This window comes from Luteibacter sp. (genome assembly GCF_051958795.1).
In the GTDB taxonomy this organism is placed as follows: domain Bacteria; phylum Pseudomonadota; class Gammaproteobacteria; order Xanthomonadales; family Rhodanobacteraceae; genus Luteibacter.
This window is the reverse complement of record NZ_JBQCFT010000245.1, coordinates 1-12,916: the sequence shown is the minus strand read 5'-3', so window position 1 is coordinate 12,916 and position 12,916 is coordinate 1. Positions and strand designations below refer to the sequence as shown.

The 12,916-nt window shown below is 64.0% G+C and carries 15 protein-coding genes, 1 tRNA gene and 1 pseudogene; 11 read left to right on the top strand and 6 right to left on the bottom strand.

Annotation, left to right across the window (positions count from 1 at the left end; genetic code table 11):
- The first annotated feature begins 7 nt into the window (after nt 1-7).
- The 11 genes from ACTHLF_RS12315 (at nt 8) to queC (ending at nt 9,914) form a co-directional block, all read left to right on the top strand.
- Complete coding sequence (locus ACTHLF_RS12315) at nt 8-1,900, top strand: potassium transporter Kup (RefSeq protein ID WP_440327650.1); 1,893 nt, start codon at nt 8-10, stop codon at nt 1,898-1,900.
- A gap of 30 nt (nt 1,901-1,930) precedes the next feature.
- Nucleotides 1,931-2,971: a Holliday junction branch migration DNA helicase RuvB gene (gene ruvB, locus ACTHLF_RS12310; protein WP_440327634.1), complete on the top strand. Its 1,041-nt coding sequence runs from the start codon at nt 1,931-1,933 to the stop codon at nt 2,969-2,971.
- Nucleotides 2,968-3,366, top strand: coding sequence for a tol-pal system-associated acyl-CoA thioesterase (gene ybgC, locus ACTHLF_RS12305; RefSeq protein ID WP_440327633.1), 399 nt, complete (start codon nt 2,968-2,970; stop codon nt 3,364-3,366). The genes ruvB and ybgC overlap by 4 nt, the downstream gene beginning before the upstream one ends.
- A gap of 39 nt (nt 3,367-3,405) precedes the next feature.
- Nucleotides 3,406-4,089, top strand: a complete 684-nt coding sequence (gene tolQ / locus ACTHLF_RS12300; RefSeq protein ID WP_440327632.1) for a protein TolQ — start codon at nt 3,406-3,408, stop codon at nt 4,087-4,089.
- A gap of 10 nt (nt 4,090-4,099) precedes the next feature.
- Complete coding sequence (gene tolR, locus ACTHLF_RS12295) at nt 4,100-4,549, top strand: protein TolR (protein ID WP_440327631.1); 450 nt, start codon at nt 4,100-4,102, stop codon at nt 4,547-4,549.
- Nucleotides 4,536-5,474, top strand: coding sequence for a cell envelope integrity protein TolA (locus ACTHLF_RS12290; protein WP_440327630.1), 939 nt, complete (start codon nt 4,536-4,538; stop codon nt 5,472-5,474). The genes tolR and ACTHLF_RS12290 overlap by 14 nt, the downstream gene beginning before the upstream one ends.
- Nucleotides 5,475-5,603: 129 nt before the next feature.
- Nucleotides 5,604-6,902 carry a Tol-Pal system beta propeller repeat protein TolB gene (tolB, locus tag ACTHLF_RS12285; RefSeq protein WP_440327629.1) on the top strand — a complete coding sequence of 433 codons (1,299 nt, stop codon included), beginning with the start codon at nt 5,604-5,606 and terminating at the stop codon, nt 6,900-6,902.
- 253 nt (nt 6,903-7,155) lie between these two features.
- On the top strand, nt 7,156-7,665 hold the full coding sequence (pal, locus tag ACTHLF_RS12280; RefSeq protein ID WP_440327628.1) for a peptidoglycan-associated lipoprotein Pal: 510 nt from the start codon (nt 7,156-7,158) through the stop codon (nt 7,663-7,665).
- Nucleotides 7,665-8,513 carry a tol-pal system protein YbgF gene (ybgF, locus tag ACTHLF_RS12275; protein ID WP_440327627.1) on the top strand — a complete coding sequence of 283 codons (849 nt, stop codon included), beginning with the start codon at nt 7,665-7,667 and terminating at the stop codon, nt 8,511-8,513. The genes pal and ybgF overlap by 1 nt, the downstream gene beginning before the upstream one ends.
- A gap of 4 nt (nt 8,514-8,517) precedes the next feature.
- Nucleotides 8,518-9,210 (top strand): 7-carboxy-7-deazaguanine synthase QueE, encoded by a 693-nt coding sequence (queE, locus tag ACTHLF_RS12270; protein WP_440327626.1) that lies wholly within the window; start codon nt 8,518-8,520, stop codon nt 9,208-9,210.
- Nucleotides 9,211-9,230: 20 nt separating this feature from the next.
- On the top strand, nt 9,231-9,914 hold the full coding sequence (gene queC, locus ACTHLF_RS12265; protein ID WP_440327625.1) for a 7-cyano-7-deazaguanine synthase QueC: 684 nt from the start codon (nt 9,231-9,233) through the stop codon (nt 9,912-9,914).
- A 421-nt stretch (nt 9,915-10,335) separates the two neighbouring features.
- Here the strand turns inward: queC and ACTHLF_RS12260 are convergent, their stop codons facing one another.
- The 6 genes and pseudogenes from ACTHLF_RS12260 to ACTHLF_RS12235 all read right to left on the bottom strand — a co-directional run bounded on the left by ACTHLF_RS12260 (nt 10,336) and on the right by ACTHLF_RS12235 (nt 12,916).
- Nucleotides 10,336-10,491 (bottom strand): hypothetical protein, encoded by a 156-nt coding sequence (locus ACTHLF_RS12260; RefSeq protein ID WP_440327624.1) that lies wholly within the window; start codon nt 10,489-10,491, stop codon nt 10,336-10,338.
- Between the two features lie 143 nt (nt 10,492-10,634).
- Nucleotides 10,635-11,072, bottom strand: a complete 438-nt coding sequence (locus tag ACTHLF_RS12255; protein WP_440327623.1) for a hypothetical protein — start codon at nt 11,070-11,072, stop codon at nt 10,635-10,637.
- Between the two features lie 294 nt (nt 11,073-11,366).
- Nucleotides 11,367-11,537, bottom strand: coding sequence for a hypothetical protein (locus tag ACTHLF_RS12250; protein WP_440327651.1), 171 nt, complete (start codon nt 11,535-11,537; stop codon nt 11,367-11,369).
- 36 nt (nt 11,538-11,573) lie between these two features.
- A pseudogene (locus ACTHLF_RS12245) lies at nt 11,574-12,091 on the bottom strand (MBL fold metallo-hydrolase); the annotation flags it as partial.
- Nucleotides 12,092-12,622: 531 nt separating this feature from the next.
- Nucleotides 12,623-12,698 (bottom strand) — tRNA-Lys (locus tag ACTHLF_RS12240).
- Nucleotides 12,699-12,757: 59 nt separating this feature from the next.
- Nucleotides 12,758-12,916: a rhodanese-like domain-containing protein gene (locus ACTHLF_RS12235; protein WP_440327649.1), complete on the bottom strand. Its 159-nt coding sequence runs from the start codon at nt 12,914-12,916 to the stop codon at nt 12,758-12,760.

Genomic DNA, 12,916 nt, shown 5'->3' with positions numbered 1-12,916 from the left:
CATGGGCCTGTCCCACGCAGAAGAATTACGCAACGCCCACGGCAAGAAGCTGGCGAAGCTGGCGCTGGGCGCCATCGGTGTCGTGTTCGGCGACATCGGTACGAGCCCGCTGTACACCATGAAGGAAACCCTGGGCACGCACGGGATGACCCCGCAGCCCCTGGCGGTGCTGGGCGTGCTCTCGCTCATCTTCTGGTCGCTGCTGATGGTGATCTCGCTCAAGTACGTCACCTTCGTGATGCGCGCGGACAACAAGGGCGAGGGCGGCATCATGGCGCTCATGGCCCTGGCCCAGCGCAGTGTCGCGGGCTCGCCGCGCGCCCGCTGGGTGCTCGCGGCGATCGGTATCTTCGGTGCATCGCTGTTCTACGGCGATGGCGTGATCACGCCGGCCATGTCGGTACTCTCGGCCGTCGAAGGCCTGGAAGTGGCCGCGCCTGAGCTGGATACCTACGTCCTGCCGATCTGCCTGGTCATCCTGTTCGTGCTCTTCGCGATCCAGCGCCACGGTACCGACCTGGTCGGAAAGGCCTTCGCGCCGGTGATGGTGGCGTGGTTCATCGTGCTCGCGGTCCTCGGCATGCACCAGATCCTGCAGCACCCGCAGGTGCTCTGGGCGCTGAACCCGAAGTACGCCGTGTCGTTCTTCATGGAGCACGGCAAGCAGGCCTTCATCGCACTGGGCGGCGTGGTGCTGGCGCTTACCGGTGGTGAGGCGCTGTACGCGGACATGGGTCACTTCGGCAAGAAGCCAATCCGTTTCGCCTGGTTCTTCTTCGTCCTGCCGGCGCTGCTCATCAACTACTTCGGCCAGGGCGCGCTGCTGCTGCACGACCAGACCGCGATCGAAAACCCGTTCTACAAGCTGGTGCCGGAGAACCTCCTGTACCCGATGGTCGCCCTGTCGACCGCGGCCGCGGTGATCGCCTCGCAGGCGGTGATCTCGGGTGCCTTCTCGATGACCCGCGAGGCGATGTCGCTGGGCTACTCGCCGCGCATGGCCGTGGTGCACACCTCGCGCGAGATGTCCGGGCAGATCTTCGTGCCCTGGATCAACCGCCTGCTGCTGGTGCTGGTGTTCCTGGCGGTGCTTGGCTTCCGCTCCTCGAACAACCTGGGCGCCGCCTACGGCATCGCCGTGACCGGCACCATGACGATGACCACGCTGCTGGCGCTGGTCGTGGCCAAGCGCCGCTGGAACTGGCACTGGTCGGCGGTCATCACCGTCGGCGTCATCTTCCTGATCACCGATCTCTCGTTCTTCGGCGCCAACGCGCTGAAGATCGCCCACGGTGGCTGGTTCCCGCTGGTCCTCGGCGTCGTGATCTTCACCATGATGACGACCTGGCGGCGGGGCAGGGACCTGGTGGTGCGCGAGATCAAGCAGAGCGGCCTGGCGCTGGAGCCCTTCGTGGCCAATATCGCCGACCACCCGCCGCTGATCGTGCCCGGCACGGCGGTGTTCCTCACCGCCAACCAGAACAGCGTGCCGCACGCCATGCTGCATAACCTCAAGCACAACAAGGTGCTGCACGAGCGCAACGTGCTGCTCACCGTGGAAATGCTCGAGACGCCGGTCGCGGATTACGAAGAGCGGATGGAGGTCATCGAGTACGGCAACGGCTTCTATGGCCTGCAGCTGCGCTATGGCTTCGCCGAGGATCCGAACATCCCGCAATCGCTATCCCGCGCCAGTACGCAGGGCCTCGATTTCGACATGATGGATACGACCTTCTTCCTGTCGCGCGAAACCATCGTCGCCGACGTGCGCCGGCCGGGCATGGCGTTGTGGCGCGACAAGCTGTTCGCGTTCCTCGCCAGGAATGCGCTCCCGGCCACGGCGTTCTTCCAGATCCCGGGCAACCGGCTCATCGAACTGGGTGCGCAGGTCGAGATCTAGCCGGCCCGCCGCCCATGCCATAATGCGGGTATGTCCGAGCACCGCATCATCTCTTCCGCCGCCGCCATGGACGACGAGGCGCTGGAGGCCAGCATCCGTCCCAAGCGCCTTGCCGAGTACCTCGGCCAGCAGACGGTGCGTGAGCAGATGGCCATCTATATCGAGGCGGCCCGCCGCCGCGGCGGTGCGCTCGACCACGTCCTGATCTTCGGGCCGCCGGGCCTGGGCAAGACCACGCTTTCGCACGTCATCGCCAACGAGCTGGGCGTGAATGTCCGCTCCACCTCGGGACCCGTGCTGGAACGCGCCGGCGACCTCGCCGCGCTGCTGACCAACCTCGAGGCGAACGATGTCCTGTTCGTCGACGAGATCCACCGCCTTTCGCCGGTAGTCGAGGAAGTGCTCTACCCGGCGATGGAAGACTTCCAGATCGACATCATGATCGGCGAGGGCCCCGCGGCCCGCTCGATCAAGCTCGACCTGCCACCGTTCACCCTGATCGGGGCGACCACGCGCGCCGGCCTGCTCACCGGCCCGCTGCGCGATCGCTTCGGCATCATCCAGCGCCTGGAGTTCTACAGCGTCGATGAGCTGACCGCGATCGTTCGCCGCGCGGCGAAGATCTTTGGCATCGATTGCGACGTGGAAGGCGCGGCGGAGATCGCCCGGCGCTCGCGCGGCACCCCGCGTATCGCCAACCGCCTCCTGCGCCGCGTCCGCGATTTCGCCGAGGTGCGTGGCGACGGCCGGATCACCCACGCGCTTGCCCGCGCGGCGACCGACATGCTCAAGGTGGACGCGGAGGGCTTCGATGACCTCGACCGCCGCCTGCTGGGCACGATCATCGAGAGCTTCGATGGTGGCCCGGTCGGGGTCGAATCGCTCGCCGCCGCCCTCAGCGAGGACCGCGGCACGCTCGAGGACGTGGTCGAGCCCTACCTGATCCAGCAGGGCTACCTGATCCGCACGGCCCGCGGCCGCATGGCCTCGGCCAAGGCCTGGCGCCATCTGGGCCTGAACCCGCCGCCCCGGCAGTCCGGCACCCCGGACCTGTTCCAGGACGCCCCATGAGCCAGTTTTCGTGGCCTGTCCGCATCTACTGGGAGGACACGGACGCGGGTGGGGTGGTTTACCACGCCAACTACGTCCGCTTCATGGAGCGTTGCCGCTCCGAGTGGCTGCGGGCTCAGGGCATCGACCAGGTCGGCCTGCGCGAGGCGACCGGCCTGGGCTTCGTCGTCCGCGACATGACCCTGGATTTCCTGCGCCCGGCCCGTCTGGATGATGAACTCCTGGTGACCCTGGCCGTCAAAGAACGGCGTTCAGCAAGTATGCTGTTCGGTCAGGAGATCGTGCGGGGGGATACCACGCTGTTGCGCGCGCAGGTGCGCGTGGCCTGCGTGAACCTCGACGCGATGCGCCCGGCCCAGATCCCCGCGGATCTGTTCCGCCCAGAATTCCTTTAATACCAAGCCTATAGATACCCGGCGGAGAGCCTTCAAGCGATGAACGGTGGACTCAATATTTTCAAGCTGGTGACGGAAGCCAGCCTGCCCGTGCAGCTGGTCATGCTGCTGTTGCTGGTCTTCTCGTTCCTCTCGTGGGTGATCATCATCCGCAAGTACACGCAGCTGAAAGAAGCCCATACCAACGCCGAGACGTTCGAGGATCGCTTCTGGTCCGGCGCCGACCTGGCCGCCCTGTTCCGCGAAGTGGGTAACCGCGATGGCAAGCACGGCATCGAGAACATCTTCGAAGCGGGCTTCCGCGAGTTCGCCCGCCAGCGCCAGCGCCGCGTGAGCGATGCCGACCGCATCATGGAAGGCACCGAGCGCGCCATGCGCGTGGCCGGCACCCGCGAGATCGGCAAGCTCGAGCAGAACCTGGAGTTCCTGGCCAACGTCGGCTCGATCAGCCCGTACATCGGCCTGTTCGGTACGGTGTGGGGCATCATGGGTGCCTTCCAGGGCCTGGGTGAAATGAAGGACGTGACCATTTCGGTGGTCGCGCCGCACATTTCCGAAGCCCTGATCGCCACGGCCATGGGCCTGTTCGCCGCGATCCCGGCCGTGTGGGCGTACAACCGCTTCGCCACCCGCGTCGAGCGCGTCGCATCGCGTTACGAGGTTTTCCAGGAGGAATTCTCCTCGGTGCTGCAGCGCCAGATCCACGCCGACGACGTCGCCTGAGCCCGCCGCCATGGCCACGCGCAACGTCTACCGCCGGCACAAGCGGAAGCTGAAATCCGAGATCAACGTCGTCCCGTACATCGACGTGATGCTCGTGCTGCTGATCATCTTCATGGTCACCACGCCCATGATGAACCTCGGCGTGGATATCCAGCTCCCGCAGACCAACGCCAAGTCGCTCCAGGACAAGAAAGACCCGATCGTCGTCTCGGTCGACGAGCAGGGCCAGATTTACCTGACCGCCAACGGCACCAAGCGCGAGCCGGTCAGCGTCGAGGAGTTCACGAAGAAGGTCACCGCCTTCCACGATGCCAATCCGGAGATCCAGGTGCTCCTGGCCGGTGACGAGCGCGTGGGCTACGGCAAGGTCTACCAGATCCTCCCGATCCTGCAGACCGCCGGTATTTCCAAGATCGGCCTGATGAGCCAGCCGCAGTCGGCCCAGAATGGAAAACCATAACGGTACGCCTCGCGCGGTCATCCTGGCCGCGCTCCTTCACCTGGGCATCGTGGCCTTCCTGGCCATCGCGGTGATCCCCTGCACGGACTACGAAAAGTGGGCCGATGCCATTGGCGTGCCCCGCGAATGGAACCCGATGAGCTGCCCGGCGCCTATTCAGCTGCCGGGCCAGATCATCGAGGCCACCATCATCGGGCCCACCGGTTCGCCGCCCCCGAAGGCCACCAAGGTCAAGCCGACCCCGGATACGACCCCGCCGCCGCCGGTGACGCCCGCACCCACCCCTCCCCAGGAGAAGGTGCCGGTGCCGACGCTCCCGCCGCCGCCCAAGCAGCCTGACGTCAAGGATCAGCAGAAGATCGTCGACGACGCCCTGCAGAAGGCCGAGGACGAGAAGAAGCTGCAGGAAGAGAAGCAGCGGCAGCGCCAGGCTGAGCTCGACGCGCAGCAGGAAGAAAAGAAGAAAGAGCAGCAGAAGAAGATCGACGACATCTTCAAGCAGCTCGATGCGGCCAAGGCGCAGACGAAGAAGGCTGATTCCAGCAAGAAGCAGGCGGAGCAGCAGCTGAAGGACCTGGCGAACGCCAAGGACGACGGCCTGCCGGACCTGCCGCCGGCGGACCAGCGCCAGACCGGCCAGAACGGCAAGGACGACAGCAAGAAGGCGGCCTACATCGCGGCGATCCAGAACGCAGTGACGCAGAACTGGTTGCGCCCGGAGAATATTGGCAACGGGGCGTGCATCGTCCACGTCGTCCAGATCCCGGGTGGCCAGGTGCTGAGCGCCAAGGTCGATGCCAGCTGTCCGTTCGATGGACCGGGCCGGGCTTCGCTGGAAAATGCCGTGCTGCGCGCCCAACCGTTGCCCTACCAGGGTTTCGAGGACGTCTTCGAGCGAAACCTCACCTTCACGTTCCGGCCGTAATGATGGATCCGCCTTCGAGTGCCCTGACGGGGCTCGCGGGCGGTTCAGATGCGGGTCATTCAGGTTCACCGGCAGGCGCTTACCATGCGTTCGCCCACTAAATCTCCACAGGTCGCAATGAATCAGCCCATGCGCAAGACGCTATTCCGCTTCGCCGCCGCCCTCGTGGCCGGCCCGGCCGCCGCCCAGTCGCTCAACGTGGAAATCGCGAAGGGTGTTGCCACGGCCACCCCGATTGCCGTGGTGCCGTTCGCCCAGGCGGGTGGAGCACCCCTGCCCACCGACGTGGCCGACGTGATCCGCGCCGATTTCAACCGCTCGGGCAAGTTCCGCTCGCTCGACAAGGCCGATATCGTCGAGACCCCGTCGCAGGGCTCGGACATCAAGTTCGCCACCTGGCGCCTGCTCAAGCAGGATTTCATCACCATCGGCCGCATCAGCGATGCCGGTGGCGGCATGGTCAAGGTGGATTACGAGCTGTGGGACGTGAACCGCCAGCAGAACCTGCTCTCGCAGTCGTTCACGGCGCCTACCGGCGACCTGCGCGGCGTGGCACACCAGATCGCCGACCAGATCTATGAAAAGATCACCGGTGTGCGTGGCGCCTTCTGGACCCGCATCGCCTACGTCACGGCGGTGGGTACCGGCAACAACACCACTTATTCGCTGATCGTGGCCGATTCCGACGGCTTCAACCCGCAGACCGTGGCCCGCTCGCGCGAGTCGCTGCTCTCGCCGGCGTGGTCGCCGGACGGCAACAAGCTGGCCTACGTTTCGTTCGAAAGCGGCAATTCGGCCGTGTATGTGCAGAACATCTCCACCGGTTCGCGTAGCCTCATCGCTTCGCACCCCAAGGGCATCAACTCCGCCCCGGCCTGGTCGCCGGACGGCAGCAAGCTCGCGGTGAGCCTGTCCTACGTGGGTAACCCGGAGATCTTCATCATCGACGTCGCCAGCCACGCCGAAACGCGGGTCACCAACAACTTCGCGATCGATACCGAGCCGACCTTCACCCCGGACGGCCAGAGCCTGATCTTCACCTCCGATCGCTCGGGCAAGCCCCAGCTCTACCAGACCTCGATCTCGGGCGGCAACGCCCAGCGCATCACTTTCCAGGGCGGCTTCAACGCCAGCGCCTCGGTCAGCTTCGATGGCAAGCAGATTGCGATGGTGCAGGGCAACGGGAACGTGTATCGTATCGCCATCATGGACCGCAGTCTGGGCGGGCAGGTGCGCTTCGTTTCCCCGGGTAACGTGGACGATTCGCCCAGCTTCGCACCCAACGCCAGCATGCTGCTCTATGCCGCATCGCAGGGTACGCGTGGCGTCCTGTATGCGGTTTCGGCGGACGGCCTTGTGCGCCAGCGTCTCGTCCTTGCGGATGGTGACGTGCGCGAGCCGTCCTGGGGACCGTACCGACAGCGTTGATGGCGCGCCCGTCAGGGCTGCGACATCGACAACGTCCCGGGAGGGCGCGGCTAGTTCCGCGCCTTTCCTGCGGGCGACAGAATGAAGGAACACCCGGCGATCGCCCATAAAGCGGCCGACGGAGCGAAGGCGTAGGGTGCGGGACAGCGCCCCGTCTACGTGGATGCAAGTAGAAAAACAGCCGGACAACCGGCGGTGTCTGTCCCGAAACCGTAAAAATACTGTCGGAACTCAACTGTTGAAGGAACGTCCCATGAATAAGACCGTTACCGTCACCCTGGCTGCCCTGCTCTGCGTGGGCGCTGCCGCGTGCTCGAAGAAGAACACCAAGCCCGTCCAGCAGCCGGCCGAAGCGCCGGTCGCCACCGCGCCGGCCCCGACCAACGATGGCAAGTACCAGCCGTCGGATCTCGATACCGATGCCTGCCTGCGTCAGCGCGTTGTGTACTTCGATTTCGACAAGAACGATGTGAAGCCGGAATTCCAGCAGATCATCGCTTGCCACGCCAAGTACCTGCAGGATCGTCCGCAGTCGGCCATGACCCTCGAGGGTAACACCGACGAGCGCGGCACCCGCGAATACAACCTGGGCCTCGGCGAGCGCCGTGGCAATGCCGTCTCCAGCGCCCTCCAGGCTGCTGGTGGTTCGGCTGGCCAGGTCAACGTGACCTCGTACGGCAAGGAAAAGCCGGTGTGCAAGGAGCACAACGAGGATTGCTGGGCCAAGAACCGTCGCGTTGAGATCGTCTACACCGCGAAGTAATGAAGAAGTCTCTGGCTAAAAGTTTCACGGCCAGGCTTGGCGTGGCGGGCGCAATCGCGTCCGCCACGCTTTTTGCGTCTGTGGCCCCGGCTCAGGATCGCCTCAGCCTCGCCGACCGCGTCGCGCGGCTCGAGCAGCAGAACCAGGCCAACTCGGGCACGACGCAGCTGGTGAACCAGGTCAACGACCTGCAGCAACAGGTGGCCCAGCTCCAGGGCCAGATTGAAGAGCTGCAGCACCAGAACCAGCAACTCCAGGATTCCCAGAAGGCGCAGTACGCGGATGTCGATTCGCGGCTGGGTCGTCTCGAAAAGGGTGGCGCACCCGCCGGCCAGCCGGCCGCTGCTGCCGGCCCCGCACCGCAGCAGCAGCCCGCGCCCGCCGCAGGCGCGCAGCCACAGGCCGCCGCACCGGCGCCGGCTGCCAGCACCGGTGGCAACAACCCGGGCGCCGCATCGCCGGCCGAGCAGGCCGCGTACGATGCCGCGTTCAAGTCCTTGCGTGGTGGCGACTACGTCACCGCCTCGCGCGGCTTCCGCGACTTCCTCGTGAAGTACCCGGAAAGCCCGCTCGCACCCAACGCCTACTACTGGCTGGGTGAGTCGTACTACGTGACCATGAACTACCAGGTCGCGATCGAGGCGTTCCAGCGCCTGGTGAAGAATTACCCGCAGAGCGACAAGGTCTCCGATGGCCTGCTCAAGGTGGGCTACTGCCAGATCGAACTGAAGCAGCAGGACGCGGCCATCGCGACCCTGAAGCAGGTCTCGGCGAAGTATCCCGGTACCAAGGCCGCAGGCCTCGCACAGGAACGACTGCGCCGCCTGCAGCGCCAGACGGCCAACTAATCCCATGAACGGCAGCACCGCAATTCCGGCGGATGTTTCGCCGGCCGCTCCCGTCCGGGAACGCCTGCGGATCACCGAGATCTTCCACTCCGTGCAGGGCGAGGCCGATGCGATCGGCTGGCCTACGGTGTTCGTACGCCTGACCGGCTGCCCGCTGCGCTGCGTGTGGTGCGATACCGAATACTCGTTCCACGGCGGCCAGTGGCACGACATCGACGCGATCGTCGCCGAGGTCGCCAGCCATGGCGCGAAACACGTCTGCGTTACGGGCGGTGAGCCGCTGTCGCAGAAGCGCTGCCACATCCTGCTGCGCAAGCTGTGCGATGCCGGCCACGAAGTATCGCTGGAGACCTCGGGCGCACTCGATGTCTCCCAGGTCGACCCGCGGGTCCGCAAGGTCATGGACCTCAAGGCGCCGGATTCCGGCGAGAGCGCCCGCAACCTGTGGTCGAACCTCGAGCATCTGCTCCCGCACGACCAGGTGAAGTTCGTGATCGCCAGCCGCAGCGATTTCGAGTGGTCGCGCGATGTCGTCCGCGAGCATGGCCTCGATAGCAAGGCCATGGTCCTGTTCTCTCCGGTGTGGGGCAAGGTCGAGCCGCGCGAGCTCGCCGAATGGATCCTCGCCGACCGCTTGCCCGTGCGCTTCCAGCTCCAGCTGCACAAGCTGCTGTGGAACGACGCCCAGGGCCACTGATTCCCGATCAAGGTACCCGCATGAACGCTTCGAACTCCCCCCGCAAGGCCGTCATCCTCGTTTCGGGCGGCATGGATTCCGCCGTCACGATCGCGATGGCCCGCGAACAGGGCTTCGACGTGTATGCGCTTAGCGTGGCTTATGGCCACCGGCATAGCTCTGAACTGGAAGCGTCGGAGCGCGTCTCGAAGATGCTCGGCGCCGTGGCGCACAAGACCGTTCACGTCGACCTTCGCACCATCGGCGGCTCGGCCCTCACGGCTGATATCGAGGTGCCGGAAGAGGGTGGCGAAGGCATCCCGGTGACCTACGTGCCGGCGCGCAACACCATCATGCTTTCCATCGCGCTGGGCTGGGCCGAAGTGCTCGGCTCCAACGACATCTTCTGCGGCGTGAACGCCGTGGATTACTCCGGCTACCCCGATTGCCGCCCGGCGTTCATCGAAGCCTTCGAAACGCTTGCCAACGTGGCGACCAAGGCAGGCGTCGAAGGCGCCGGCATCCGCATCCACGCCCCGCTAATGCAGATGGGCAAGGGCGACATCGTGACCGAGGGCGTCCGCCTCGGCGTCGATTTCTCGGAAACGGTCAGCTGCTACCAGGCGGATGCGCAGGGCCGTGCGTGCGGCCATTGCGATGCCTGCCGCCTGCGCGCGGAAGGCTTTGCCAAGGCTGGCGTGCCGGATACGACGAAGTACGTTTGATCGCTGCTTCTGGCCAAGAACGATGGTTATGCAAAAGGGCCCGTAAGGGCCCTTTTGTTTGATCGACTTTCGTGCTGTAGCTGGTTCGACGTCTGCGCTCGCTACCCGCCAGATAATTCGGTGTAGCCGCTGCAATCCACGAGCGCAGTGTAAGTCGCGCTATCGGGTACTTTGAATGGCACCATCCACATGCTACCGCCAAGGCGGGTTTCACCAGTGACCGTAATATCCTCCACGGTCAGTGACATTGATGGCTTTGATCCCAGCGGATCGTTCCGTTTCATATGCGAAAGGATGTGCCCTTTGAGATCTCCATTCGTCCATTCCCGGCATTGAGTGGTGACTTCCGGCGATGTCGTGCAGGCGGGGATAAGCACAGCTATAGCAACGATCGCTCCCGAGGCTATGAGGCCATGTACCATCACCAACGAGTTCCTGCACCTTCGACCGACTGGGAGCCAACGATCTCAATTTGATAGTCCGTATGACCTAGCGTATTTCCAATATCGCCAAGCCCAAAGTACGGATCGCTGGTCGGGCCAAACACCGGAACCGGGTCGAGGAGTACTGCTGACATGTCGTGCTTCCTACGTTGCATGTCGGTGGAATGGCGGCGAACGCTCAGGGCCGCACATGCGGACATTGGGATACGTGACGCTTGTGAAGCAAAAGGCTTGCCGAGGCTGTCTCGTTACTGATACGACGAAGCACTTTTGATCACTAATCGGCAGCTGCGGTCAGTGCCTTGACGCTGACTGGCTGGAGCATCCAGCAAAGAAAACAAATGACTGAAGATAGGGCGGTAACGATGACCTTCGTTAAGGCTACCTTGGACGCTCGCTGAAGAAGTTGCTCTTCCATGCGAACGACAGACCGACCGGTTGAGTTGACGGTGTCTTCAATCCTCACGGATCGATCGTTAGCCTCAACAAATTTCTTATCGATGACATCAAATCGCCTTTCGATGCCATCGAATCGTTCGTCAATGCTGTTGAAACGTTCTTCCGTGCGGGCCGCAACGGTGGCGAGTGCAATCTGTGTCTCCGCGATGCGACCATCGAGACGCGCGCCGAGCGCGTGGAGCTCGGCGCGCGTCGCAACTCCCTTGAACGCGCCGCGCAGAACGCGTGATGATACGAGGGATTCTCTTCGATTCATGGGCATCAATGCTCGTCGCTAACCGGCGACGCACGCGGCCGCAGCACGACTTGCCGCACCGGAAATGATCTGAATCCAGGCGCAAATTCCCGCAGCTGTGAATATCGCGAAGACAGTGATGGCTGCACCGCAGAGCAGGTCACCAATTATGGAAGGGGTGGACTTGGGAAAGGAACAAAACGTCATCTGTGAACTCCATCGTCGCGCGGGAGTTCAAAGTAACGTGCAGGCAGGAAAGCATTCAGTCAGCCGCGGCCGTTTCTACTCGTGGGCCGTCGCCCTACAGCCTGTAGGCTAATCGCCAGACTTGGCGATCGGATGATTGGCCGAATAGGTGACGGGCAGGAACATGTACGCGGTTCCAGTCGTAGCCTTGCCGATATGGCCCAGAGCCGGGAACGGCAGGTGCGAACCGCCGATCAGATAGCCCTGCTTTGCAGCGTTGGCGAGTACGTTCTCGCGCATGCTTTCGGCCGCACGTTCATCGCTGTCCCAGGCGATACGCACGTTGGGGGCGGCGAGCTGTACGTCTGCGGAGTGAACCGTATCACCCCAGAGTAGAAGCTTTTCACCGTTGCTTTCGACAACAAAGAAACTGTGTCCCGGTGTGTGGCCGGGCTTGGGACGGCGCGTACGCCAGGTGCGATCGCCGTTTCGCCTTCGAAGGGTTTGAGCTTGCCCGCCTTGATGTAGGGGCCGATGGCCTTCTCTGCGACAGAGAAGCTTACACGGACTCCTTCCGGAGCCTTCGCCTCATTGGCAGGATTCATCCAGTAGTCGACATCGGCCTTTGCGATGCGCAACACCGCATTCGGAAAGACGCGTGCACCATCGTGCACGAGTCCGCCGGTATGGTCGGCATGCATATGCGTGATGACGACCTCATCGACTTGTTCCGGCGTGTAGCCGGAGGCGCGCAGGTTTGCCAGTGTGTGGCCAAGCGTCGGCCCGAAGAACACGCCCGCGCCCGTGTCGACGAGTACCAGTTTCTGGCCGGTGTTGATCAGGAACTGGTTCATCGATGTTTCGGCGGGAAGCTTATCGAACGCGCTCTTGTACGCAGCCCTGATCTGGCCCGGCGTTTCACCGGCCAGCAGCGCATCCATGGGGAAATCGATCGTCCCGTCACTCAGCGCGGTGACTTCGATATCTCCCACCATGACGCGGTAGTAACCCGGCGCCTGGCCACCGATCATCGGGGCTGCAGCACGTGCCTCCGGCAGGGTGACGCAGAGCGCGGCACCGACGGCCAGGACGGCGAGGACCATGGCGCGGGCACGCAGCGGGTAGGGTCGGCTCGATGCGCAAAGGCCCCGTGCCGCGAGCGGTGGGGTCACGCGAGACGCAGCGGTGTTGCTTCGGATGGACATGGCAATCTCCTGACTCACATGGCGGACGCCAGTGGAGGAACAGAAGATTAGGTAGCAGCCCGCAGCGTCGGAAGCCGGGACACGCACATCACGGTGGTGCGCCCGCGGAACCAGTGAGAGCAAACGCCGCCAATCAAGACGGCATCAATGCGTGATCGCGGCGACGGGAGCGAGGCGCGATGGTGGGTCGTGACGGATTCGAACCGTCGACCTACGGATTAAAAGTCCGCTGCTCTACCGACTGAGCTAACGACCCATGCGCAAGGAGCCGGCTAGTTTAGTGCCCGGGCCGGGGTGGCACAACCCAAGGGGCGTTCAGGTAGCCAGCACGATGGCTTCGACATCCCGCCCGGCGTCGCGCCAGGCGGTGATTCCGCCGGTGAGGGGCCGGACATTGGCGAAACCCAGCTTGGTCAGGCGCTCGGCCACCTTGGCCGCGGAAACCTCGTTCGGGCATGAGCAATAAATGATCAC